This is a genomic window from Fulverythrobacter fulvus, from assembly GCF_037154085.1.
Classification (GTDB): Bacteria; Pseudomonadota; Alphaproteobacteria; order Sphingomonadales; family Sphingomonadaceae; genus Andeanibacterium; species Andeanibacterium fulvum.
On record NZ_JBANRM010000005.1, the window covers coordinates 243,860 to 267,751 of the forward strand.

At 64.4% G+C, this 23,892-nt stretch carries 25 protein-coding genes, 1 tRNA gene and 1 other RNA gene; 12 read left to right on the forward strand and 15 right to left on the reverse strand.

Annotation, left to right across the window (positions count from 1 at the left end; all coding sequences use genetic code 11):
• The first annotated feature begins 17 nt into the window (after positions 1-17).
• The 3 genes from WFP36_RS15055 to WFP36_RS15065 all read left to right on the forward strand — a co-directional run bounded on the left by WFP36_RS15055 (position 18) and on the right by WFP36_RS15065 (position 4,228).
• On the forward strand, positions 18-2,201 hold the full coding sequence (locus WFP36_RS15055; RefSeq protein WP_336981645.1) for an outer membrane protein assembly factor BamB family protein: 2,184 nt from the start codon (positions 18-20) through the stop codon (positions 2,199-2,201).
• Between the two features lie 78 nt (positions 2,202-2,279).
• Complete coding sequence (locus WFP36_RS15060) at positions 2,280-3,401, forward strand: GNAT family N-acetyltransferase (protein ID WP_336981785.1); 1,122 nt, start codon at positions 2,280-2,282, stop codon at positions 3,399-3,401.
• Between the two features lie 17 nt (positions 3,402-3,418).
• Positions 3,419-4,228, forward strand: a complete 810-nt coding sequence (locus WFP36_RS15065) for a proline dehydrogenase (protein ID WP_336981646.1) — start codon at positions 3,419-3,421, stop codon at positions 4,226-4,228.
• Between the two features lie 14 nt (positions 4,229-4,242).
• Here the strand turns inward: WFP36_RS15065 and rnpB are convergent.
• The 4 genes from rnpB to WFP36_RS15085 form a co-directional block, all read right to left on the reverse strand.
• An RNA gene (rnpB, locus tag WFP36_RS15070) (RNase P RNA component class A) lies at positions 4,243-4,687 on the reverse strand.
• Positions 4,688-4,693: 6 nt separating this feature from the next.
• Entirely contained in the window at positions 4,694-5,329 is a 636-nt protein-coding gene (locus WFP36_RS15075) for an N-acetylmuramoyl-L-alanine amidase (RefSeq protein ID WP_336981787.1), read from the reverse strand.
• 88 nt (positions 5,330-5,417) lie between these two features.
• Positions 5,418-6,059 carry a histidine phosphotransferase family protein gene (locus WFP36_RS15080; RefSeq protein ID WP_336981648.1) on the reverse strand — a complete coding sequence of 214 codons (642 nt, stop codon included), beginning with the start codon at positions 6,057-6,059 and terminating at the stop codon, positions 5,418-5,420.
• Positions 6,060-6,214: 155 nt separating this feature from the next.
• Complete coding sequence (locus WFP36_RS15085; protein ID WP_336981650.1) at positions 6,215-6,934, reverse strand: Mov34/MPN/PAD-1 family protein; 720 nt, start codon at positions 6,932-6,934, stop codon at positions 6,215-6,217.
• Between the two features lie 98 nt (positions 6,935-7,032).
• On the opposite strand from WFP36_RS15085, the gene WFP36_RS15090 reads away from it, so the two are divergent.
• Positions 7,033-7,992, forward strand: a complete 960-nt coding sequence (locus WFP36_RS15090) for an RluA family pseudouridine synthase (RefSeq protein WP_336981651.1) — start codon at positions 7,033-7,035, stop codon at positions 7,990-7,992.
• Positions 7,993-8,118: 126 nt separating this feature from the next.
• The gene (rpoH, locus tag WFP36_RS15095; RefSeq protein WP_336981652.1) at positions 8,119-9,045 is read left to right on the forward strand and encodes an RNA polymerase sigma factor RpoH; all 927 of its coding nucleotides are present in this window, start codon (positions 8,119-8,121) and stop codon (positions 9,043-9,045) included.
• Between the two features lie 27 nt (positions 9,046-9,072).
• Here the strand turns inward: rpoH and WFP36_RS15100 are convergent, their stop codons facing one another.
• A complete protein-coding gene (locus WFP36_RS15100) occupies positions 9,073-9,477 on the reverse strand; it encodes an endonuclease domain-containing protein (RefSeq protein WP_336981653.1) in 405 nt (134 codons plus the stop codon).
• A gap of 125 nt (positions 9,478-9,602) precedes the next feature.
• Between WFP36_RS15100 and mtgA the strand changes: the two genes are divergently transcribed.
• The 3 genes from mtgA to WFP36_RS15115 are packed head-to-tail and all read left to right on the forward strand — an operon-like array spanning position 9,603 to position 11,721.
• On the forward strand, positions 9,603-10,274 hold the full coding sequence (mtgA, locus tag WFP36_RS15105) for a monofunctional biosynthetic peptidoglycan transglycosylase (protein ID WP_336981655.1): 672 nt from the start codon (positions 9,603-9,605) through the stop codon (positions 10,272-10,274).
• Positions 10,275-10,279: 5 nt separating this feature from the next.
• Positions 10,280-11,236: a cation diffusion facilitator family transporter gene (locus WFP36_RS15110; RefSeq protein WP_336981657.1), complete on the forward strand. Its 957-nt coding sequence runs from the start codon at positions 10,280-10,282 to the stop codon at positions 11,234-11,236.
• Positions 11,233-11,721 (forward strand): GFA family protein, encoded by a 489-nt coding sequence (locus tag WFP36_RS15115; RefSeq protein WP_336981659.1) that lies wholly within the window; start codon positions 11,233-11,235, stop codon positions 11,719-11,721. Before WFP36_RS15110 ends, WFP36_RS15115 begins: the two co-directional genes overlap by 4 nt.
• A 73-nt stretch (positions 11,722-11,794) precedes the next feature.
• On the opposite strand, the gene WFP36_RS15120 is transcribed toward WFP36_RS15115, so the two are convergent.
• From WFP36_RS15120 to WFP36_RS15130, 3 genes are all read right to left on the reverse strand, one after another.
• Positions 11,795-12,040 carry a hypothetical protein gene (locus WFP36_RS15120; protein ID WP_336981660.1) on the reverse strand — a complete coding sequence of 82 codons (246 nt, stop codon included), beginning with the start codon at positions 12,038-12,040 and terminating at the stop codon, positions 11,795-11,797.
• Positions 12,041-13,309 (reverse strand): ATP-dependent Clp protease ATP-binding subunit ClpX, encoded by a 1,269-nt coding sequence (clpX, locus tag WFP36_RS15125; protein WP_336981662.1) that lies wholly within the window; start codon positions 13,307-13,309, stop codon positions 12,041-12,043.
• A gap of 192 nt (positions 13,310-13,501) precedes the next feature.
• Positions 13,502-14,206 (reverse strand): ATP-dependent Clp protease proteolytic subunit, encoded by a 705-nt coding sequence (locus WFP36_RS15130; protein ID WP_336981663.1) that lies wholly within the window; start codon positions 14,204-14,206, stop codon positions 13,502-13,504.
• Positions 14,207-14,481: 275 nt separating this feature from the next.
• Here WFP36_RS15130 and WFP36_RS15135 point away from each other — a divergent pair, with 275 nt between their 5' ends.
• A complete protein-coding gene (locus WFP36_RS15135; RefSeq protein ID WP_336981664.1) occupies positions 14,482-15,417 on the forward strand; it encodes a hypothetical protein in 936 nt (311 codons plus the stop codon).
• Positions 15,418-15,496: 79 nt separating this feature from the next.
• Here WFP36_RS15135 and tig read toward each other — a convergent pair whose 3' ends face one another.
• Entirely contained in the window at positions 15,497-17,047 is a 1,551-nt protein-coding gene (gene tig, locus WFP36_RS15140) for a trigger factor (RefSeq protein ID WP_336981666.1), read from the reverse strand.
• 57 nt (positions 17,048-17,104) lie between these two features.
• Positions 17,105-17,189: transfer RNA gene (locus tag WFP36_RS15145), tRNA-Leu, on the reverse strand.
• Positions 17,190-17,366: 177 nt separating this feature from the next.
• Between WFP36_RS15145 and WFP36_RS15150 the strand changes: the two genes are divergently transcribed.
• On the forward strand, positions 17,367-17,663 hold the full coding sequence (locus WFP36_RS15150) for a DUF3297 family protein (protein WP_336981668.1): 297 nt from the start codon (positions 17,367-17,369) through the stop codon (positions 17,661-17,663).
• 14 nt (positions 17,664-17,677) lie between these two features.
• Here WFP36_RS15150 and WFP36_RS15155 read toward each other — a convergent pair whose 3' ends face one another.
• Positions 17,678-18,307, reverse strand: coding sequence for a CHAP domain-containing protein (locus WFP36_RS15155; protein ID WP_336981670.1), 630 nt, complete (start codon positions 18,305-18,307; stop codon positions 17,678-17,680).
• 227 nt (positions 18,308-18,534) lie between these two features.
• Between WFP36_RS15155 and der the strand changes: the two genes are divergently transcribed.
• Positions 18,535-19,929 (forward strand): ribosome biogenesis GTPase Der, encoded by a 1,395-nt coding sequence (gene der / locus WFP36_RS15160; RefSeq protein ID WP_336981672.1) that lies wholly within the window; start codon positions 18,535-18,537, stop codon positions 19,927-19,929.
• Positions 19,930-19,971: 42 nt separating this feature from the next.
• Here der and WFP36_RS15165 read toward each other — a convergent pair whose 3' ends face one another.
• The gene (locus WFP36_RS15165; protein ID WP_336981674.1) at positions 19,972-20,715 is read right to left on the reverse strand and encodes an SDR family oxidoreductase; all 744 of its coding nucleotides are present in this window, start codon (positions 20,713-20,715) and stop codon (positions 19,972-19,974) included.
• A 94-nt stretch (positions 20,716-20,809) separates the two neighbouring features.
• Here WFP36_RS15165 and WFP36_RS15170 point away from each other — a divergent pair, with 94 nt between their 5' ends.
• Positions 20,810-21,709, forward strand: a complete 900-nt coding sequence (locus WFP36_RS15170; RefSeq protein ID WP_336981675.1) for an AraC family transcriptional regulator — start codon at positions 20,810-20,812, stop codon at positions 21,707-21,709.
• 12 nt (positions 21,710-21,721) lie between these two features.
• Here WFP36_RS15170 and bfr read toward each other — a convergent pair whose 3' ends face one another.
• The 3 genes from bfr to WFP36_RS15185 form a co-directional block, all read right to left on the reverse strand.
• Entirely contained in the window at positions 21,722-22,198 is a 477-nt protein-coding gene (gene bfr, locus WFP36_RS15175) for a bacterioferritin (RefSeq protein ID WP_054531833.1), read from the reverse strand.
• Positions 22,199-22,334: 136 nt separating this feature from the next.
• Entirely contained in the window at positions 22,335-22,541 is a 207-nt protein-coding gene (locus tag WFP36_RS15180; protein WP_336981678.1) for a (2Fe-2S)-binding protein, read from the reverse strand.
• Positions 22,542-22,588: 47 nt separating this feature from the next.
• Positions 22,589-23,863, reverse strand: a complete 1,275-nt coding sequence (locus tag WFP36_RS15185; protein ID WP_336981680.1) for a DUF418 domain-containing protein — start codon at positions 23,861-23,863, stop codon at positions 22,589-22,591.
• Positions 23,864-23,892: the final 29 nt, after the last annotated feature.

Sequence of the window (23,892 nt, forward strand, 5' to 3'; positions counted from 1 at the left end):
TGGGGAGAGGGGCGCAAATGACAAGCAAGGGCATGGCCGGTCTCGCGGCCATCGGGGCCGCTTTCGCGATCACGGTTGGCGCGCAGGCGGGGAATGACACGGCACCGGCTTTCGAGCCGGTGACCGATGCGATGATCCAGAATCCCGATCCGAAGGACTGGCTGAGCTGGCGCCGCACGCTGGACAGCCTGGGCTACAGCCCGCTTGCCCAGATCGACCGTTCCAATGTCGGCCAGCTCCGCCTCGTCTGGGCCCGCCCGCTCAATGACGGATCGCAGGAAGGCACGCCGCTGGTTCATAATGGCGTGCTTTATTTCCCCGCCCCCGGCGATGTGATCGAGGCGATCGACGCGGCATCGGGCGAAGTGCTGTGGCAGCACCGCCGCAAGATGCCCGAGGATATCGGCAAGTACCTGCCCGTGTGGGACACGAACCGTAACCTTGCGATCTATGGCGATCTCATCATCGCCAATGGGGCGGACGATTACATCTACGCCCTTGATGCCCGCACCGGGGAACAGGTGTGGGAAACGAAGATTCTCGACTACCAGCGCGGCGCCAAGCAATCTTCCGGCCCGATCATCGCCAATGGCCTCGCCATTACCGGCCGCTCCTGCGAACCGGAAGGCGGGCCGGATGCCTGCGTCATCACCGCGCATGATGCGAAAACCGGCAAGGAAGTGTGGCGCACCAGCACAATCGCACGAGGCAGCGATCCGAACGACGCCTCTTGGGGCGGATTGCCGCTGGAAAAGCGGATGCAGGTCGGCGCCTGGATGATCCCCAGCTTCGATCCGCAGCTGGGCCTGCTCTACATGGGCACTTCGGTCAGCACGCCTGCGCCCAAGTTTCTGCTTTCGGGTAATGACCACGATTACCTCTATCACAATTCCACGCTGGCGCTGGATGTGCGCACCGGCAAGATCGTGTGGCATTACCAGCATCTGGTCGATCACTGGGATCTGGACCACACATTCGCCCGCATGCTGCTGGACGAACAGGTCGCGCCCGATCCCAAGGAAGTCGCCTGGATCAATCCGAAGATCGACCGGAAGAAGACCTACAAGGTGCTTACCGGCGTGCCGGGCAAGACGGGCATCGTCTACACGCTGGACCGGCAGACAGGCGAATTCCTGTGGGCACGGCCGACGATCTACCAGAACGTGGTCCAGTCGATTGACGGGAAGACAGGCAAGGTTTCGCTGAACCCCGATGCGATCCCTGATGCGCTGGGCAAGACAGTGCTCGCCTGCCCGGCGGCCTCGGGCGGGGCGAATTACATGACCGGCGCCTACAGCCCGCTCACGTCCACGCTTTATCTGCCGATGCAGAACACCTGCGCCAATGTGACAGCGGTGGAGCCTGACTGGAGCAATCCCGGCTATTCCATCGCCTCGCGCCAGTTCATCGCACCCGGTGCGGGCGACAATGTCGGAGTGATCCACGCTGTGAACGCAGTGACCGGCAAAAGCGAATGGAGCTGGTCGATCCGGGCGGGCATGCAGTCGCTGCTCACCACGGGCGGTGGGCTGCTGTTCGCGGGCGATGCCGGCGGGCGGTTCAGCGCGCTCGACCAGAAGAATGGCTCGGTGCTGTGGCAAATCAATCTCGGCTCCTCGGTCACCGGCTATCCCGTGACCTTCGAGGTCGGCGGGCACCAATATGTCGCCGTTTCCACCGGGCGCTGGCTGAATGACAATTTCACGCCCGAACTGAAGCACGGGGCGCAGAACACCCTGTTCGTCTTCGCACTGCCCGATGCCGGGATCGGTGCGAAGGGCCCCTATCGCGCGCCGGTGAATGTGGCGGGCGGGATCTATACTGCCAACGATCCGGCGCAGAACAATGGCCGCCCGCCCGCAGAACGCACGGTGGCGGACGGGATTTTCTCCGCGGCCGAAGCCGCGCGCGGCAAGACGCTCTATGCCGAACATTGCGCGGCCTGCCACGGGGCGGACTTCAATCCCGCCCCCGGCGCGCCGCCGGTGAAGGGCGCCGCCTTCCTCACCAACTGGAAGACCCGCACGCTGGGCGAGTTCTACGCCAAGGTGAAGACCATGCCGCCCGGCGCGGCCGGATCGCTGTCCGATGCGGACTATCGCGCGGCGATGGCCTATATCCTCGAAGCAAACGGCTACAAGCCGGGCGAGCCACTCCCCGCAGATAGCGGGCTGATGCAGGCCATCGGCTTCGGTGGGTAAGTCTACGCTGACGACGTAGGGAGAAAGTTTACTAGCGCCGGATTAAGCATCGCCTCCTCGGATGAGGAAACACCCGTGATGCAAGCGCAAGCCGCCGGCTCGGCTCAGCCACTGCAGCTTTCGCCCGGTCAGGAATCCTGGCCGTTTTCCCTTGCGCGCTTTCAGGACGATCCCGCCCTGCTGCGCGCCTGGCAAAGGCTGGACGAGGCTTCCCCGCTGCCCACACAGGCGCAGGCCTTCGTCGCCGCTCTGGCGGTCACCATGCTGGCGGGCACCTCCATCGAAATATTCACGGCCACCGGGATCGACGGCATCGGCGCCCTGCTGCCGCTCTGCCGGGCACCGGGCCGCTTCGCGCCGTGGCGCATGGCCGGCGCGCGCGAAGTGTTCGAGCCGATCGACGCGCTGTATGAAAGCCCGGCGGCCGCCAGCGGCCTTGCCGAGGTGCTTGCCCGTCAGCCCCGGCCGCTATGGTTCGAACGGGTTCCGGCAGGCTCCCTGCTCGTTCCGGCACTGAAACAGGCCATGAAGGGCCGGGGCGTGATCTCGGTCCGCCCGACCGTGCCCTGCCCCACTATCGCGCTGGATGCGAGTTGGCAGACGCCGGAAAGCCGCTTCAATTCCGGCCGCCGCTCCGATTTCCGCCGCGCCGCACGCAAGGCCCACGAACTGGGCGCGGTGGCCTATGAAGTGCTCGCCCCTTCGCCGGAGCAGTTCGATGCCCTGTTCGACGAGGCCATCGCGGTCGAATTGCGCAGCTGGAAACGCGAGACCGGCACTGCCATTGCCTCCGAGCAGATCAAGGAGGACTTCTTCCGCACCTATTTCCGCGCGGCCTGCGCCAGCGGAGAATTCCGCATCGCCTTCATGCGCATCGGCGGGCAGGCGGCGGCAATGCAGATGGCCGTGGTGCGCGGGGGCCGCTACTGGCTGTTCAAGATCGGCTTTGACGAGGCCTATTGCAAATGCTCGCCCGGCACCTTGCTGATGCTCCACACGCTCGGCTGGGCCGCGCGGGAAGGGCTGGAAGCCTATGAGCTGATGGGCGGCGTCGAACCCTGGATCGCCGAATTCTGGACTCGCGACCATCGCGATACGGTGCAGGTGCGCGCCTATCCGTTCAGCATCGCGGGGCTTGGCGCGTTGATTGCCGAAGTGGCGGGGGCGCTGCGCAGGCGGCTGTTGCGGGGTCTCGGATGAACCTTTCCCCCTGGGGGGTGGCGCGCAGCCTCCGCTATGCCCTGCCCCGCCATCTCGGCCGCCTCCTGCCCGCACCCGATGCGCAGGGCACTGCACGTCTCTGCCGCAGACTGAACCGCAAGGGCATTGCCGTGACGGCGGGCTATTTCCAGGCCGACGATGCTGGGCCGGAGGCGATCCTTGCCGCGAACACGGCAATGGCCGCGCTGATCGCGGCAGAGGACGGCAACACCTATCTGTCAGTCAAGGCGCCGCCGCTGCGGTTCGATCCCGACCTGATCGGCAAGATCGCCGGTGCCGCGCAAGCTGCCGGGATCGACCTGCTGCTGGACGCCCATGCGCCGAAGGACGCGGACGCCACGTTGGACCTCGCCGCTGCCTTCCCCGGCACCGGCATTGCCCTGCCCGCGCGCTGGCAACGCAGCGCAGGCGATGCGGCGCGCCTGCGGGATGCCCCGCTCCGCATCCGCATCGTGAAAGGCGAATGGCCGGACCCGCTGGCCGACGTGCCGGACATTGCCGCAAACTACCTCGCCCTCGCCCGCAGCCTCGCGGGCCGCGCCGCACCGGTCGCCATAGCGACGCATGACCCCGCGCTGGCAGAGGCCGCACTGACTGCCCTGCGCGACGCCGGAACCCCCTGCGAGCTGGAGCAATTGCGCGGCCTGCCCCGCCGCCGCACCACGGCAATTGCGAAGCGGCTGGGAGTGCCCGTGCGCCTCTACGTCCCCTTCGGCCCGGGCTGGTGGCCCTATGCCCTCAACAGCGCGCTTGCGCGGCCCTACCTGCCGCTCTGGGCGGCGCGGGACTGGCTGGGTTTGGGATGAATGCGCTGAAGTAAAATGCCAGGGGGCCTGTAAGCCGGGTTCTGTATCGCGGACGGTATCCGATTATCGGACCGTATCCGCGATGGCAGCCATTCATCTGGGCCACGGATCGCTCCGCGGCTCAAGCAACCAACCCGGGCAACTCGGCTCGAAACCGGCCTGCCCCGGACGAATCCGGGGCGCGTTGCCCCTATTCGGTCTTGCTCCGGGTGGGGTTTGCCATGCGGACCCTGTTACCAGCGCCCCGGTGCGCTTTTACCGCACCCTTTCACCCTTGCCTGTGAGGTTTCCCTCCATCGGCGGTATACTCTCTGTGGCACTTTCCCTGAGCTTGGGGGCCGAAACCCTTCGCTCGGCGGGCGTTACCCGCCACCCTTGTTTCGTGGAGCCCGGACTTTCCTCGGCATCCGACCCGCTCATCCTGAGCTTGTCGAAGGACGCGGCTGCCCGGCCCCCTGGCGGCCCCTATCTAGTCAAGCCGCGGTCACGATCCAAGAGCAAAGCGAACAGGATCGCGCCCAGTTCCCCATCTATCTCGCCATCGATCCTGCGTGGGCGCCAACGCCGCTGGAACGCCCGCACCGCCGCGCGGCCATCGGAGATGTCATAGCCGAAGCGTTCCAGCCCCAGCATGAAGGCCCCGTCATTCTCGAAAGGTGAGCCAAGCGTCACCTTGGGCGTCTTGAGCACCAGATGCAGCGAGGCGAGCGTTTCCCAGTCGAACAATTCGCCCGGATCGTCCTTGCGCGCCGGTGCGATATCCGAATGGCCGACGATATTGGCGCGGGGAATATCGTGGCGCACCTTGATATCCGCCAGCAGCGGGATCAGCGCGCTCATCTGTTCTTCGGTGAAAGGGCGATACCCCCATTCATGGCCGGGATTGACCAGTTCGATGCCAATACTCGCGGAATTGACGTCGGTGATCCCGCGCCACAGGCTGCGCCCGGCATGCCAGGCGCGCTTTTCCTCATCCACCAGGCGGAAGACGGTGCCGTCTTCCTCGATCATGTAATGGGCGGAAACTTCGGCCGCCGGATCGCACATTCGTTCCAGCGCCTCCGCCCCGGTGCGCATGCCGGTGTAATGCAGCACCACCATGGAGATGGGCAGCTTGCGCTCGTTCCAGTTGGGAGAGGGAGTTTCGCGATCGACGAATTCGTTTTCGGTCACCCCTCGAACCCTCCGCTCACCCGTGGGGCAGCACCGCGCCCAGTACCAGCGCGTCCTCGCCCAGCGCATATTGCACTCCCCCGCCAGCCTGGACGGCGAGCAGGTGCATCATATGGGCAGGCGCCGTGCGGCTGGATAGGTCGTGCGGTGGCAGCGTGCCGTTGAGCGCGCGGCCGATCGTCTCGTCAAACGCGATGCGCGGGCCTGCGGCACGCACGGCGATCTCCGCCGCGCCGCCATTCATTTCCGCACCGATATCCAGCGTGCCGCCGCGCACCAGCGCATCCATGCCGATGGAAGCCAGGTTCAGCAGCAGCTTGACCGCCGGCTTGGGCAGGGTCGGCTCGCGCACGGCCCAGTTGAGCGTGATGCGCCCGCTATCGCCCGCCAGAGCGGCGATCACCTGACGGGCCTCGCCCACATCCACCTGTTCGCCGAAACCGCCCGCCGCACCGAAGGCGAGGCGGAAGAACCTGAGCTTGTCGGCACTGATCTTCGCGCTCTGCTCCAGCAATTCGAAGCAGCGGGCCCGCATTTCCGGGTCCTTCTCCTCGGCCAGCAGTTCCAGCCCGTTCGACAGCGCCCCCACCGGGCTCAGCATGTCATGGCACAGGCGCGAGCAGAGTAGGCTGGCAAGATCGACGGGAGAAGTGGTCATGTTCAGGTTATGGCCCGGTTTGCTGACGAAGTTGACAATGTTGACAGGGTACAGGGAGAAAATCCCGCCACCGCTTAACCATGCCCTAGCAGGCGCGGGCGGCGGGAGGAATCCCCGGCGGAAAGAAAGGCGGGCAGGCAGTGCATTGCCCGGGATTACGCTTCTGACAGCGTGTAGGAAAGCGGTTCGAAGCCGTCCGGCCGATCGATCCAGAAACGCACCACGCCCTGCGCGGCAATCGCCCAGACCTTGCCATCGCCCGCTGCCTGCTCGCGATCCGTGGCGGAAGGCTCGGGCGGGCCGACGGGGTGGGAGTGATAATAGCCGATCAGGCGCGGGCCGCCGCCACGCTCGGCCCGGTGAGCATCGATCAGCGCGACAGGATCGATCTCGAAATGGCGGGCCTTGTCCTGTGCGACATTGGCGGCGGGGCGCGCTTCGAGAACGCGGCCATCGGCGCCCAGCAACAGGCCGCAGGCTTCCTCCGGCGCGGCGCGGGCGGCTTCGGCGAGGATGGCTTCGAGGGCGTGATGGGCAATTTCCAAACTGGAGCCTACTGCACCCTCGCCCGCCCGTCCTGAGCTTGTCGAAGGACCGTATTTCCCCTTTGCCAAGCGTGAAATCTCCTCCCAATCTCCACGGATCAAGGCCAGCTTCTTCCGGCGCGACCAGCCCTTGATCCGCTTCTCCGATGCCTTTGCCTCATCCCGCGTGACAAATTCCTGTGACCACACAAGCTCCACTGGAACGAGGCCACTGGTGAATCCCCGAACAAGGCCGCTCTTATGCTCGCCGATCCGCCGTTCGAGATCGTCCGTATGTCCGGTATAGAACACACCTCCGCGGCAGTGGAGCATATAGGCCCAGAATGGCATTCGTTCGGGCTAAGTGAAAAGCCGCCCTTCGACAAGCTCAGGGCAAACGGGTGGGGGAGACCTTGAGTTTACCGCACCAATCCCCACATTGCGCCTTCATGGGGGCCGAGAACATCATTACCGGCGTACTGGAAACGGGCGGCGAGCGGCTGGACAAGGCGCTGAGCGCGGCCAGCGGGCTTTCGCGCGAGCGCGTGAAGGCGCTGATCGCCGAAGGGCGCGTGAGCGTGGGCGGCAAGCCCGCCAGTAGCGCCTCTGCCAAACCCGCCGCCGGAACCCACTGGTCCATCGACGTGCCCCCTGCTGCCGAGGCTGAGGCCCGACCGCAGGATATTCCGCTGACCGTCGTCTATGAAGACGAGCATCTGATCGTGATCGACAAGCCCGCCGGGCTGGTCGTCCATCCCGCAGCCGGGAATCCCGACGGCACGCTGGTCAATGCCCTGCTCCATCACTGCGCCAATAAGGGGGGCGGCCAGCTTTCCGGCATTGGCGGAGTCGCCCGGCCGGGCATCGTCCACCGGATCGACAAGGATACGTCCGGACTGCTGGTCGTGGCCAAGAGCGACGCGGCCCATATCGGTCTTGCCGAGCAATTCGCGGATCACTCCATCGAACGCGCCTATCTGGCGGTGGTGGCGGGCCATCCCCGCCCGCTGTCCGGCACCGTGAACGCGCGGGTCGGACGGTCCGATTCGAACCGCAAGAAGATGGCCGTGCTGGCCGACGAAACCAGCCGGGGCAAGCATGCGATCACTCACTACAAGGTTCTGAAAGAACTCGATAATTCTGCATTGGTGGAATGCCGCCTGGAGACGGGACGCACTCATCAGGTGCGTGTTCACATGGCGTCAATCGGCCATGCCCTATTGGGGGACCCTGTCTATGGCCGTACCCCTGCGCCTCTTCGCCCCCTGCTCAAGCGGCTCGGTTTCGAGCGACAGGCCCTGCACGCCGCCGTGCTCGGCTTTCAGCATCCGGTAACCAGAAAAACTTTGCGGTTCGAAAGCGATTTGCCTGCAGATATGAGGGAACTGATCGACGAAACCACTCGTTGAGATCGACGAAATGCAGGGGTTTCCTGCTTTCATCCCCTATATAGGGGAAACCGGGGGCAAGTGGCCGTGCTCCCTTCTGGACGCCCATCAGGGGTCCGCAAAATATCGGTCGACACTGTGAAAGGTATGGGAAAAGTGAGCAATCAGAAGACCGGCAAAACGAGGGCACTTGCCGTTCCCGCCCTGAGCGGGGAACAGAGCCTCAACCGCTATCTTGCCGAGATCAAGAAGTTCCCGGTGCTGACGCCCGAGCAAGAATATATGCTCGCGAAGCGCTATCAGGAACATGAGGATCCCGAAGCAGCCGCACAGCTGGTGACGAGCCATCTGCGTCTCGTGGCGAAGATCGCCATGGGCTATCGCGGATATGGCCTGCCGCTGTCCGACCTCATCAGCGAAGGCAATGTCGGCCTGATGCAGGGCGTGAAGAAATTCGAAGCCGATCGCGGCTTCCGCCTGGCGACCTATGCCATGTGGTGGATCAAGGCCAGCATGCAGGAATTCATCCTGCGCAGCTGGAGCCTGGTGAAGATCGGCACCACTGCCGCCCAGAAGAAGCTGTTCTTCAACCTGCGCCGCATGAAGCGCAACCTCGATGCTTACGAGGATGCGGATCTGCGTCCGGAAGACGTCGCCAAGATCGCCCACGATCTCGGCGTGCCCGAGCAGGAAGTGATCAACATGAACCGGCGCATGATGATGGGCGGCGATGCCTCGCTCAACGTCTCCATGCGCAATGACGAGGAAGGTTCCGGCCAGTGGCAGGATTTCCTCGCGGACGACACTCCGCTGCAGGACGAGCAGGTGGCCGAGGCCGAAGAGGCCAAGCTGCGTCACGAAATGCTGGCCGAAGCCATGGACAGCCTGAACGAGCGCGAGAAGCACATCCTGACCGAGCGACGGCTGGTGGAAAATCCCCGCACGCTGGAGGAACTCAGCCAGGAATATGACGTGAGCCGCGAACGCATCCGCCAGATCGAGGTGCGCGCCTTCGAAAAGCTCCAGAAGGCCATGCAGCGCATCGCCGGCGAACGGCTGCTGGCGGCTGCGTAAGTTCCCGATCCTCCCCGTGAGCAAAGCTCATGGGGAGGGGGACCGTCCCTGCGAAAGCAGGGATGGTGGAGGGGCCTGGCCGCAGCGCTCGCGGCAGGCCACGACAAGAGCCTCCGCCACGGCGGCTGACGCATTGAGTACTTCGACCGCCGCGATACGCATCACATCGATGCCTCGCTCCTTGAGGAATGCAGTCCGTTCTTCATCACGCACAGAACGGTTTCCCATATCGTGGGCGATGCCGTCCACCTCGATGGCAAGCTTTGCGGATGGGCAATAGAAGTCGAGAACAAAAGGCCCGGCAGGATGCTGGCGTCTGAAACGCAAACCGGAGCACCGCAATTCGCGCCACAACAGCACTTCTGGCAGCGACATCTCCTTCCTGAGTTGTCTGGCTTGCACGACCATCCGCTTGCTTGTCTGACGCGCCACTTCATGCCCCTCCGTCAGCCCTTCGGGCCGCCACCTCCCCATGAGTTTCACTCACACGGAGGATCATCGCAACGGCAACTGCATCCATTATTCCCACCCGGCTCCAACCTCGCTAAACGAAGCGCATGGCCGTTCGGATCATGCGCTTTCTCGTCATGGCTTTCATCTGGTTCCTCGTGATCAGCGTGGGGCTGGTAGTGGTCTATCGCGTGGTCCCGCCGCCGGTGACCGCGACCATGATCCTGGACGGCAACGGCATCACCAAGGACTGGGAACCGCTCTCCCGCATAGACCGCAACATGGTTGCCGCCGTGATCGCGGCGGAAGATGGCAAGTTCTGCCAGCATAACGGTTTCGACACGGAAGCGATCGAAAAGGCGATCCAGCGCAACGCGAAGGGCGGGCGCATAAGGGGTGGCTCCACGATCAGCCAGCAGACCGCCAAGAACGTGTTCCTGTGGCAGGGCGGCGGCTATTTCCGCAAGGGGCTGGAAGCCTGGTTCACGGTGCTGATCGAAGGCGTGTGGGGCAAGCGCCGGATCATGGAGGTCTATCTCAACGTCGCCGAGACGGGGATTGGCACCTATGGCGTCGAGGCTGGCAGCCAGCGTTACTTCAACCACTCCGCCGCGCATCTGACCCGCACCGAGGCGGCGCGCATGGCGGCAGCCCTGCCCCTGCCGAAGGAACGCCCGGTAGTGAACCCCACAGGCTTCACCCGGCGCTATGGCAACACCATTGCCGCGCGGATCGGCACAGTGAAGCGTGACGGCTTCGATGCCTGCGTGTACGAGTGAGCGCCATGGGCGCAAATCACTCGCATAATCATTCGCATAGCCATGGGGCGGACCATGGCCATGAACAGGTATCCGGGCACGGGCATAGCCATGCGCCGGCCAGCTTCGGCCGGGCCTTCGCCATCGGGGTGGTGCTGAACAGCATCTTCGTGGCGGTAGAGGCGATCTACGGCTTCTTCTCCGGCTCCATGGCGCTGGTGGCCGATGCCGGGCACAATCTGTCCGACGTGCTGAGCCTTCTGATCGCCTGGGCCGCCAGCATCATGGCCGCCCGCCCCGCCTCGGCGCGCTACACCTGGGGCTTCAAGTCCAGTTCGATCCTTGCCGCGCTGGCCAATGCCGGGCTGCTGCTGGTGGCCGTGGGCGCGATCATGATCGAGACGCTGCGCCGCTTCGTCGTCCCCGCCGAGGTCGAAGGCACGACCATGATCGTAGTCGCGGGGATCGGCGTGGTCATCAATACCGCAACCGCGCTGCTGTTCATGAGCGGGCGCAAGCATGACATCAACATTCGCGGCGCCTTTCTGCACATGGCGGCCGACGCGCTCGTCTCGGTGGGCGTGGTGATCGCGGGCATATTGATCCTGCTGACCGGCAAGAGTTGGATCGATCCCGTCACCAGCCTGGTGATCGTGGCCGTGATTGCCTGGGGCACCTGGGGCCTGTTGAAGGACAGCGTGAAGATGGGCCTGCTGGCAGTGCCCGACCGGATCGACGAGGCCGAGGTCCAGAACTGGCTCGCCGCCCTGCCCGGGGTGAGCGCAGTGCACGATCTCCACATCTGGCCGATGAGCACTACCGAAACCGCCTTCACGGCCCATCTGGTGATGCCCGGCGGCCATCCCGGCGATGCCTTCCTGCACCATATCGCCCATGAACTGGACGAGCGCTGGCACATCCACCACGCGACGGTGCAGGTGGAGACTGGCGAGAACTGCACGCTTCACGCAGGATCGATATGATCGAGCGCGAAGGAGGCTGCGCCTGCGGGGCCGTGCGCTACCGCGTGGAAGGCGATCCGATCTTCGTCAACAATTGCCACTGCACCCTGTGCCAGCGGCAAACCGGCTCCACCTCGGTGGTCAACGCCTTCTATGAGAGCGAGCGGATTTCCGTAACGCAGGGCGAGCTTTCGGAGCATCTCGTGCAGTCCGGCAGCGGCGGCCCGCACACGATCTGCCGCTGCGCCCAATGCGGAACCGCGATCCTGAGCTATTACCCGCGCCTTGGCCGCCTGGGTGCGGGCCTGCGCGTAGGCACGCTGGACGAACCCGGCGCGCTGCGGCCCGACGCGGCGATCTTCACCGCCAGCGCCATGCCCTGGGTGACCCTCCCCGCAGGCATCCCCGCCTTCGAACAGACCTACGCCCCGGCGGAGCTGCTTCCCCCGGAACGGCTGGAGCGGCTGATGGCGATGGTGGAACGTCGGAAAGCTGGCGAGGGATAACCCCCTCCACCCCCGCCTGCGGCGGCGGTCCCCCTCCCCATTGCGAAGCAACGGGGAGGAGCAGTAGGCTACCCTATCCCCGCTTCTCAAACGCCACGTAGCGTTCGGTCTCGGGGCTGGATAGCTGCAGGAACCACTCCACGTCGAACCCGCCGAGGAACTCCAGCTTGCGGATCAGCTCGTCCCAGTGGGACAGCCTCTCATGGGCGGAGATCACTCCGTCGCGCGTGGTGATGTCGCAGCACAGCACATCGCGCCGACGTTCGTGGCGCTTGTAGAATTCTACCCGGAGAACGCTGGTGAGTTTGAAGGGCGGCATTTACGCCGCCTCTTCTTCCTTCTTTTCGGGCCCGATCACGCGGATCGGTTCCTTTCGGCCTTCGACCACGTCCTTGTCGACCACCACTTCGGTCACCCCGCCTTCCATGCCCGGAAGATCGAACATGGTATCCAGCAGAATGCCTTCCACGATGGACCGCAGGCCGCGTGCGCCGGTCTTGCGCTTGATCGCCTTCTCGGCAACCGCCACCAGCGCCTCGTCCGTGAAGGTCAACTTCACGTCCTCGAGTTCGAACAGCTTCTGGTACTGCTTCACCAGCGCGTTCTTCGGCTCGCGCAGAATCTGCACCAGCGCCTCGACATCGAGATCGTTGAGCGTGGCGATTACCGGCAGGCGGCCGACGAATTCGGGGATGAGGCCGAACTTCAGCAGATCTTCCGGCTCGCTCATCTGGAGCAGTTCACCCACCTTGCGTTTTTCCGGATCGGCGACATGCGCACCAAAGCCGATCGAGCGCTTCTGCAGGCGGTCGGCAATGATCTTGTCGAGCCCGGCAAAGGCGCCGCCGCAGATGAACAGGATATTGGTCGTGTCCACCTGCAGGAATTCCTGCTGCGGATGCTTGCGCCCGCCCTGCGGCGGCACGCTGGCAGTGGTGCCTTCCATCAGCTTGAGCAGCGCCTGCTGCACGCCTTCGCCCGAGACGTCGCGCGTGATGGAGGGATTTTCCGCCTTGCGGGTGATCTTGTCGATCTCGTCGATATAGACGATGCCCTGCTGCGCCTTTTCGACATTGTAGTCGCTGGCCTGCAGCAGCTTGAGGATGATGTTCTCCACGTCCTCGCCCACGTAACCGGCTTCGGTCAGCGTGGTGGCATCGGCCATGGTGAAGGGCACGTCGAAAGTGCGGGCCAGCGTCTGGGCCAGCAGGGTCTTGCCCGAGCCGGTGGGGCCCACGAGCAGGATGTTCGACTTCGCCAGTTCCACATCGCCGGACTTGCCGCTGTGCTTCAGGCGCTTGTAGTGGTTGTGCACCGCCACGGAGAGGACGCGCTTTGCCCGGTCCTGGCCGATGACATAGTCGTTGAGCGTGGCGAAGATTTCCTTCGGCGTGGGAACGCCGCCGTCCTTCTTGCCGGCAATGCCTGCCTTGGTTTCTTCGCGAATGATGTCGTTGCACAGTTCAACGCACTCATCGCAGATGAACACGGTGGGCCCGGCAATGAGCTTGCGCACCTCATGCTGCGACTTACCGCAGAAGCTGCAGTAAAGGGTGCTTTTGGAATCAGAACCGCTCAACTTGGTCATTCTTTCTTTCCCGATCCCCCGGTTCAGCTAGCCCTGAAACGCGGGCAAAGCCAAGGGAGATTCGCTTCCGAGTGTAACCCGGAAGTCTTGATAATCAATGGAACCCTCTACCCCGCGCCGCCTTGCGGGCTGCTGAAGTGAGAGGGTTGCCAAAATGCTACAGCTCCGACCGCAGGCCTTAACGCGCGCGCCTTATTCCGGCGCCCCGCCCGAACCGCTTTCATCGCCGGTCGTCTCGGTATCGGGACGGGTTTCGAAAACCTTGTCCACCAGACCGAACTTCAGCGCCTCGTCGGCTTCGAGGAAAGTGTCGCGATCCAGCGCCTTCTCGATCGCGTCGAGGGGCTGGCCGGTATATTTCACATAGAGATCGTTCATGCGCGAACGGATGCGCAGGATTTCCTTGGCCTGGATCTCGATATCCGAAGCCATGCCGCGCGCGCCGCCCGAAGGCTGGTGGATCATGATCCGCGCATTGGGCAGCGCGATACGCATGCCGGGCTCACCCGCGCAGAGCAGGAAGCTGCCCATCGAGGCGGCCTGACCGATGCAGACCGTGCTGACGCGCGGCTTGATGTACTGCATCGTGTCGTGGATCGCCATGCCGGCCGTCACCACGCCGCCGGGCGAGTTGATATACATGCTGATGGGCTTGGAGGGGTTTTCGCTCTCCAGGAACAGCAGCTGGGCCACGATCAGCGAGGCCATGTTGTCTTCCACCTGGCCGGTCACGAACACGATGCGTTCGCGCAGCAGGCGGCTGAAAATGTCGAAGCTGCGTTCGCCCCGGCTCGTCTGTTCGACGACGACGGGAACCAGCGCGCCAGTAAACGGGTCGCGAGTGAACTGGCCCTGGGTGCCGTAGGTTTCGCCGATATTGCCGAACAGGTCGATCATGAATTGCCTCGCAAGCTGTGACTGAACGCCTATGTCGCGACTGGCGGCGTGATGTTCAAGTGCCATAGCCCCTAAACCCACAATCGTACCTGTCCAGTGCAGTAATCCCGGTTACGGAACAATCCTGCCGCGACGCTGCGCGACAAAGCCGGACTTGCGCGGGCGGAAAATCCCGGCAAGTTTCCGCGCCGACAAGGCTGGCCCCGCCAACAGGAACCGAGGGCCGCATAAGGGGAGAATTGGGCGTGCGGACGAGGCGGGGAAGGCTGCTTTGCATGGGGGCTGCAGCGGCGGTGGCGATTGCCTCCTCCGCCAGCGCACAGGATTTTACGATCGACGATCTGATCGGGCTGGAAGAAACCCCGGAGAACGAGATTGTCGTTGCCCACAAGCTGGACCCGGACCCGGAACAGGAAGACGTGCGCCAGCAGGTACGGTCCATTACCGGGACGTCCACCGGCAGCGTCTATAATGAACCCCTCGCCCGCTTTCAGGCCCGCATGTGCCCGGGCGTGATGGGCCTGCCGCTCGACGTAGCGGAACTCATTGTGGACCGGCTGCGCTACAATGCCGAGAGGCTGGGCCTGACCATGGCCGAGGGCGGCGAGTGCCGCCCGAATTTCATTCTCGGCTTCGTCGGCAGCGGCAAGGCCGATATCGAGAAGATGGACAAGCAGACCGGATCGCTCCTCTCGCAGATCACGCTAGCGGAACGGCGCGAATTGCTCAAGGAAACCGGGCCGGTCCGGGCGATTGCCGTGACGATGCAGCGCACGCGCGATGGCATGCCGATCCTGGGCGACCAGAAATACGGCCTCACTCCCACGATCAACACGCAGTCCGCCAACTCGCTGTTCCTGCTGCCGACGCGGGTGGATATCGAAATGTCGGTGGTGCTGATCGACGTGCTGACGATCGACGGGATGACCGTGAACCAGCTGGCCGATTATGCGACCATGCGCGGCATGGCGAAGACCCGGCCGGTCAGCGGCGAGGCGGCCTATGGCACGATCCTGAACCTGTTCGATCCGGATGCCAGCCATCCGCCCGAGCTGACCAATTTCGACCTTGCCTATCTTGAAGCGCTTTACAGCCGCCCCGCCAATATCGCGGCGGTTTCCAAGTTCGGCACGGTGCAGGGCAAGATGAAGCGGATGCTCGCATCGACGGCGGCACCTGAAGGCGACACGCTGACCGACTCAGCCCCCTGAGTGAGCCAAGAGGATATGGGCAATGAAAAAGGCCGCGGGGATCGCGCCCCGCGGCCTTTTCATCACGCCGTAACGGCGATTACTTCTTGGCCGGAGCCTTCTTCGCGGCAGACTTCTTGGCCGCGGGCTTCTTCTCGGCGACCGGCTTTTCCTCGGCAGCTTCCTTCTTGGCGGCAGCCTTCTTCGCCGGGGCCTTCTTGGCCGGAGCTTCCTCGGCTGCGTCGTCGGCCTTGGCGGCTTCCTTCTTCGCAGCGGGCTTCTTGGCGGCAGCCTTCTTCGGCGCGGGAGCGGCTTCTTCGCCTTCCTCGGCCTCGATGGCGGCTTCCAGCTGTTCGCGGGTCACTTCGCGTTCGGTGACTTCGGCCTTGTCGAACAGGAAGTCGACGACCTTGTCTTCATAGAGCGGAGCGCGCAGCTGGGCCTGGGCCATCGCATCGCTCGCGACATAGTCGACAAAGCGCTGGCGATCTTCAGGGCGATACTGCTGGGCAGCCTGCTGCATCAGCATGCGCATTTCCTGCTGGCTGACTTCCACGCCATTGGCCTGGCCGATTTCCGACAGCAGCAGGCCCAGACGCACGCGGCGTTCGGCGATGCGGCGGTAATCTTCCTTCTCGGCCTCGATCTCGGCGCGAGCAGCTTCCGGGTCCGCTTCGCGAGCGGCTTCCTGCTGCAGCTGGTTCCAGATCTGCTGGAACTCGGCTTCCACCATGGTCGGCGGAACGGCGAAATCGTGGTCCTTGGCCAGCACGTCCAGCAGGGCGCGCTTCATGGCGGTGCGGGTCAGGCCGGCAGTTTCCTGCTCCAGCTGGCCGCGCAGCAGGCCCTTGAGCTGCTCAAGGCTTTCAAGACCGAGCGACTTGGCGAAATCTTCGTCCACCACAGTGTCGGCGGCGACCTTCACCTGCTGAACGGTGATGTCGAAGGTCGCTTCCTGGCCCTTCAGGTTCTCGGCCGGATAATCTTCCGGGAAAGTGACGGTGATGGTCTTTTCATCGCCGGTCTTCACACCGACCAGCTGGTCTTCGAAGCCGGGGATGAACTGGCCGGAACCGAGCACCAGCGGGGCGCCTTCGGCCTTGCCGCCATCGAATTCGACGCCGTCGAGCTTGCCGACGAAATCGATCACGATCTGGTCGCCATCGGCGGCCTTCTTCGTCTTCGGGGCGTCCTTGTAGCTCTTCTGGTTCTCGGCGATCTTGGCGACTGCTTCGTCAACCTGCTCGTCGGTGACGGGCACGACCAGCTTTTCGAGCTTCAGGCCTTCGATCGAAGGCGCCTGGATTTCCGGGAGCACTTCCAGCTCGATGGCCAGTTCGGCATCCTTGCCCTGGGCATAGGCTTCGCTCAGCTCGACGCGCGGCTGCAGCGCGGGGCGCAGCTTCTTGTCGGCGATCAGCCCATCGACCGATTCGCGAATCGTGTTGTTGAGCACGTCGGCGTGCAGCGCCTCGCCATGCATCTTCTTCACGAGGTTGGCGGGAACCTTGCCGGGACGGAAGCCGGGCATGCGCACCTGCGGGGCGATCTTCTTCACCTCGCGCTCGATCCGGGCTTCGATATCCTTCGCCGCGATGGTGAGGGTATAGGCGCGCTTCAGGCCTTCATTGCTGGTTTCGACGATCTGCATTTCAGACTGTAGCCTTCCAAAAAATCTCTCTCAAACCGGGATTCGCTCGGGCGAAACTGGTGCGGGCGAAGGGACTCGAACCCCCACATCTTGCGATACTGGAACCTAAATCCAGCGCGTCTACCAATTCCGCCACGCCCGCGGCCCGACGAAGCCTGCAAGCCCGGCATTGCCTGCGGACCTGCGAAACAGGCATGCGCCCTTATAAGGGAGCGATGCAAAGGGCAAGCGGAAGCGAGCCATAGTCGCCCGCAATCGCGTCTGAACGTCTCCCAATCGGACATTGCACCCGTCGTGGAGGCAGATTAGGAGGCCGGGCATGAGCGAAGAAACCACCCCCACCGCGGGCCCCGACGTCCCACCCGATCACCTGTCGATCAACCCGATGAGCCCGCATTTCGATGCTGAAAAGCTGCAGCGCGGCATCGGCATCCGCTTCAAGGGCACCGTCCGCACGAATGTGGACGAATATTGCATTTCCGAAGGCTGGGTGAAGGTTCAGGCCGGCCGCACGGTCGACCGCAAGGGCAACCCGCTGCTAGTGAAGCTCAACGGCCCGGTTGAAGCCTGGTTCGAAGATCTGGGCGAAGACGCGCCCGTCGCGAAGAAGGATTGATCGCGAAGGGCCGATCAGCCCTTCTTCTTCGATCCCTTGCTCTCGCTCGCGGCGATGATTTCTCCGATCACGTCGCGGCGAGGAGCAGCAGGGGGCTTTGCCGCCAGAACTGAATCCTTGGCCTTCGCGCCCGGCTTTTCGTTATAGATGAAGCCCGAAACCGGCCATGCGGTACTGCCCAGCGACTGGATGGGGTCGAACCAGACACGCACCGCGCTCCAGTCATTATTCTCCGAAACATCCACTGCGCGGACATCGTCCTCGATCTGGCCGCGCCGCCCATCGATGGGCGACCAGTTGGCATGGCGCAGCAGCACGGTGCGGCTGTCCACGATCCGACTGACCGCCGCTACATGGCCCAGTGTCATGTTGCCATGGGGCGGGAAAGCCATCACCGCACCCACCTTGGGCCGGCTGCCTCGCTTGTAGAGACCTTCGGCCTGGCCCCACCATGTCCAGGCATCGCCATAGATCTGGATGCCGGAAACCCGCCGCGCATAAGGCACGCATTGCAGGTACGGCAGCGAAGGAGCACCCTGCACGCCGGACGTATCCACCGGGTTGATCGCCGGTTCCGCCAGTGCCGGCGCGGCCACAAGGGCCAGCGTCGCACCGGCGATGAGCTTTGATATCTGTCCCCACATGAACACAGTTAATGTTTGGTATGGGTTATTTTGATCCTGCGATGTATAGTTAATAGCGCGGTAAGGATTCGCCGGTTGGCGACCGGGATTTGCCGCACGGGTCTCACCTCTGTGCCCCTTGGTGCCAGGCCTGTGCGGCAAACCTCCCCTTCCCGCGTGCCGCTCCCCGGCCTCCCGAACGCCGAAATCCTTGCGTTTCTTCGCGCCAGAGGCCACCTGCGAGGCCAATGGCATCAACTCCACTCCCCCAGGTCATCATCATTGGCCGCCCCAATGTGGGCAAATCGACCCTGTTCAACCGTCTGGTGGGCAAGAAGCTCGCCCTCGTGGACGATCAGCCCGGCGTCACGCGCGACCGGCGCTTTGGCGAGGCCCATCTGCTGGGGCTGGACTTCACTATCGTCGATACCGCCGGGTGGGAAGATGAAGACCCTGACAGCCTGCCCGGCCGCATGCGCGCGCAGACCGAGGTTTCCGTGCAGGGCGCCACGGTCGCGCTGTTCGTGTTCGATGCCCGCGCGGGCGTGACCCCACTGGACGAGGAAGTGGCCCGCTGGCTGCGCGAACAGGATGTGCCGGTGATCGTAGTCGCCAACAAGGCCGAAGGCCGCGCGAGCGAACCGGGCATCATGGAAGGCTATGCGCTGGGGCTGGGCGATCCGATTCCCTTCTCTGCCGAACATGGCGAAGGCCTGGGCGATCTGTTCGAGGCCCTGCTGCCCCTGCTCGAAGGGGCCGAAGCGGAAGAGCCGGAAGGGCCAGAGCTTGACGAAAATGGCGACGAACTACCCACCGGGCCGCTCAAGCTCGCCATTGTCGGCCGCCCCAATGCGGGCAAGTCCACGCTGATCAACCGCATGCTGGGCGAAGACCGGCTGCTGACCGGGCCGGAAGCCGGGATCACCCGCGATTCGATCGCGGTGGACTGGCAATGGACCGATCCCAAGACGGGCGAAACGCGCGACGTGCGGCTGATCGACACGGCAGGGATGCGCAAGAAGGCCCGCGTGGTCGAAAAGCTGGAGCGGCTTTCCGTGGCCGATGCCCGCCGCGCGATCGATTTTGCCGAAGTGGTGGTGCTGCTGCTCGATGCCACCAAGGGGCTGGAGCATCAGGACCTCAAGATCGCCGACATGGTGCTGCAGGAAGGCCGCGCCCTGATGATCGCGATCAACAAGTGGGACGTGGCCGAGGATGCCTCTGCCCTCTATAACGGCATTCGCGAGGCGCTGAACGAAGGGCTGGCGCAGGTGCGCGGCGTGCCCCTGTTCTCCGTCTCTGCCCGCACGGGCAAGGGGCTGGATACGCTGATCGGCGCCGCCTTCGATCTGCGCGAAACCTGGTCCAAGCGCGTGCCCACTGCCGCGCTCAACCGCTGGTTCGACGATGCGCTGGAAGCCAACCCGCCCCCGGCACCGGGCGGCAAGCGGATCAAGATGCGCTACATCACCCAGATCAAGACGCGCCCGCCCAGCTTCGTGATCTTCGGATCGCGACTGGACAATCTGCCCGAAAGCTATCGCCGCTATCTGGTGAACGGCATCCGCCGCGAACTGGACTTCGGATCGGTGCCGGTACGCCTCACCCTGCGCAGTTCCAAGAGCCCCTACGCCAAGGATTGAGAACGCCAAGGATGGAGCCGGGGGCTCAGGCCTGCGCTTCCCTCACCCCAGCCCCGCCAGCGCCAGTGCGTCCGGTCCGGCCGGATAATGCAGCCGGTCGCTCTCGTCGGTGGCGGCGTGCCAGACCGTTTCGGCCACATCCTGCGGAGTGGTGACGAGAGCGGGCTGTGCGAAGGCTTCGAGGAAGGGCCGCGCGAATTCGGCGTAGGGTTCGGGAATCGTGTCTTCCAGCCGCAGGTCGGTGTTCTGCGCAAAGCGCGTCGTCGGGCCGTAGCCCGGCTCGACCAGCTTCGCGCTTATGCCGAAATGGGCCAGTTCCAGCGCGAGCGAGGCCGTAAAGCCCGCCACCGCCGTCTTGCTGGCGGTATAGGCGGCGACCAGCGGCATGGGGGCGAGAGTGACCGTGGACGTCACGTTGATAATCCTGCCCGCCCCGCGCGTGCGCATTTGCGGGATCGCGGCCTGGCACATCGCAATCGTGCCGAGCGTATTCGTCGCGAAAATCTCGCGGATCTTGCCCAGCGGAGTCGCTTCCAGCGCACCGGCAAGCCCGATGCCTGCATTGTTGACCAGCACGTCGATCGGTCCCGCCGCCGCGATTGCCTCGGCAATGCTCTCCGCCTGCGTGACGTCGAGGGGAAGAACCCGCATCCGCTCCGACAAGGGCAGGATGTCCGCGCGCGGGTTGCGCATCGTCGCGACCACGTTCCAGCCCCGGGCGTGGAAATGCCGGGCGGTTTCCAACCCGTAGCCCGACGAACAGCCGGTGATCAGTACCGTTTTCATGAATGCCTCCTTCAAGTGTCGATCCGGACGATAGGAGGCACAATCAGGACTATCTATATTTCATAATCCACATTTTATTCGCTATAGTCCTGACATGTCCGATCCCCTCTCTCAGGTCATGGCGCTGCTGCGCCCGCGCACGGTCTTCACCAAGGGGATCAGCGGCGCGGGGCGCTGGGCAGTGCGCTATTCCGATTTCGGCCAGCCGAGCTTCTGCACGGTGCTGGAGGGAAGCTGCAGGCTGGCGGTGGACGGGCTCGATCCGGTAACGCTGGAACCCGGCGATTTCGTGCTGCTGCCGGCCACGCCCGGCTTTGCCATGTCGGGCTTCGAACATGTCCGCCCCACTCTGATCGATCCGCATGTCGCCGCTGCCGCGACGGAAGAAGTCCGCCATGGCAGGCAGGAAGGCCCGCCGGATGTGCGCCTGCTGGGCGGCTATTTCCTGTTCGATTCGCCGGATGCGAACCTGCTCGTCTCGCTCCTCCCGCCCATGGTGCTCCTGCGCGATGCGGACCGGCCGGGGCGCGTGGTGCAGCTGGTGCGGGAAGAAGCGCTGGAGAGCCGCGCGGGGCGCGACCTCGTTCTCGCCCGGCTGGTGGAGGTGCTGCTGGTGGAGGCGCTGCGCACCGTTCGGGAGGATACTCCGGCGGGGCTGCTGCGCGGCCTTGCCGATCCGCGCCTCGCCGATGCGCTGCGCTTGATGCATGGCGATCCGGCACGCGGCTGGACCGTGGCCGATCTCGCCGGGGAGGCGGCCCTGTCCCGCTCCGCCTTTTTCGACCGGTTCACGCGCGTCGTCGGCGTGCCGCCAATGGAATATCTGCTCGCCTGGCGCATGGCGCTCGCCAGGGACCTGCTGCGCGGGCGGCAGGTGTCGCTGGCGCAAGTGGCGGAGCGGACGGGCTATGGCTCGGCCAGCGCCTTCAGCACGGCCTTTCTGCGGCACACGGGCACGCCGCCGGGCCGCTTCGCAAGGGAAGCGGCCGCGTGACGGCGCGGGCGCTTACTCCGCCGCTTCGCTGTTCAGCTGGACGTAGTTCTGCAGGCCCATGCGCTCGATCATGTCGAACTGGGTTTCGAGGAAATCGACATGCTCTTCCTCGCTTTCGAGGATGCGCTCGAAGATTTCGCGGCTGACATAGTCACGCACGGTCTCGCAATATTCGATCGCGTCGCGCAGCATGGGGATGGCTTCCATCTCCAGCGCGAGATCGGCCTTGAGGATTTCCTCCACCGTCTCGCCGACCTTGAGGCGGTTGATCGCCTGGAAGTTGGGCAATCCGTCGAGGAACAGCACGCGTTCGGCCAGAACGTCGGCATGCTTCATTTCGTCGATCGATTCTTCGCGTTCCTTCTCGGCGAGCTTGGAAACGCCCCAGTGCTTCAGCGTGCGGTAATGCAGCCAGTACTGGTTGATCGCGGTGAGTTCGTTGGTGAGTGCCTTGTTGAGGAACTCGATGACCTTGGCGTCGCCCTTCATGGCCGGCCCCTTATGCTGTTATAGTCAGGATGATGTCAGAATGCGCCTCGCGCCTCCGGATGGCAAGGGCAGCGAAGCAAAAACCCCGCATTTCTGCGGTGTTGCGAGTGATTTGCGATAGTGGAAGCGTCCGCGCTCAGGCGCGCACGAGCGTGAAATCGGGGGCGGTTTCAGGCGTGCCGCCGCGTTCCTCGATCAGGATCTCGGCCGCCTCGTCCAGGCACTGGCCGCATTGCGGGCGCTTGCCCAGCTTTTCGTAAACCGTGTCGGGATCGCCTGCATGGCAGCGCGCGGCGGCGCGCAGGTCGCACTCACGGATGGCGTTGCAGATGCAGATATACATGAGCTTCTGTTAATGCGAATTGGTCGCAGTAGCAAGAAGAATCTGCATCACCACCTGATCGGAAACAGCCGCCAATAGGACAGGCAACGCCACAACCATTCGAGCGGGCCATAGCGGAAATGCTCGAGCCAGGGCTTCGACCAGGCAAGCATCAGGACGCATCCCGCCAGCGCGATGGGCAGCAGGCCGGCGCGGCCCAACTCTCCCCACAGCCCGCCTGCCCAATGGCGGAACACCAGCATCATCACGAAGGACGTGGCGATATAGTTGGAAAAGGCCATCCGCCCGGCCGCCGTCAGCCGCTGCCCCAGCCAGCCCTGCACCGCACGCGGCGCCCATTGGGTGAGCAGTGCAGCGAGCCCCAGCACCATGGCGAGATGCGGCAATTCGCCCGCGAAGTCGGAAACGAAGCGAGTGAGCCAATAGGGAAAGCCGCTGAGGATGGCCCACAGGCCAAGCAGCAGGGAAACCGCCGCTCCGCCGATCACCCCGGCCCAGCCCCAGCGCCGCATCCGCGCCGGATCGCAGCCCCCGGCGAAGAAGCCCATCCGGTAGAGCGCCATGCCGATCAGCATCAGCGGCACAGTCTCCAGCAGCGCGAATGTGGGATATTCGCCGAGCAGGTAGGAGCGTTCCTTCACGACGAAGGCCACTTCCTGCGCATAGCTGCCCGAAGTGAAAGCCGCCCGCTCGGCCTCCGCCTCCGCCAGCCGCACGGTCTGCGCTTCTACCAGCGCCGCATTATGGGCCGGGTTCGCCAGTTGCGCTGCCGGGCTCTGTTCCAGCACCAGAGTGCCGGTGAGCGAGGCCAGCAGATAGATCGCCGCCGCGCCGTACCACAGCAGCCCCACCCGCAGCAGCAGGTGCGCGGGCATGGCCAGGAACGGCAGGGCGATCAGCCCGGCGATGCCGTAGAGGAACAGGATATCGCCCCAGAACAGCAGGAAGAAATGGGCGACGCCGAACAGCATCAGCCAGCCCAGCCGCCGCAATTGCAGCCCGATGCCCGCCCCATGCAAGGCGGCACGCGTGGCGAACAGGGCCATCCCCGCCCCGAACAGCAGCGTGAACAACCCGCGCATCTTGCCGTCGATCAGCAGGAACTGCGCCAGCCACAGCCCGCGCTCCACCGCGCCCGGCTCGCGGCCGAAGCCATGCGGCCAGCCATAGGCGAGATGGGGCTGCGCAAAGGCGACGATATTGGCGAAGAGAATCCCCAGCACCGCAATGCCGCGGATGAAATCCAGCGAGGCGAGCCGCTCATCCGGCGCGACGGGCGCGGCCGGGCCGGAAGCCTGCTCAACCCGCCCGATCGCCTGCATGTTCCGTCCTTGCTCAGATTACTGGGTGA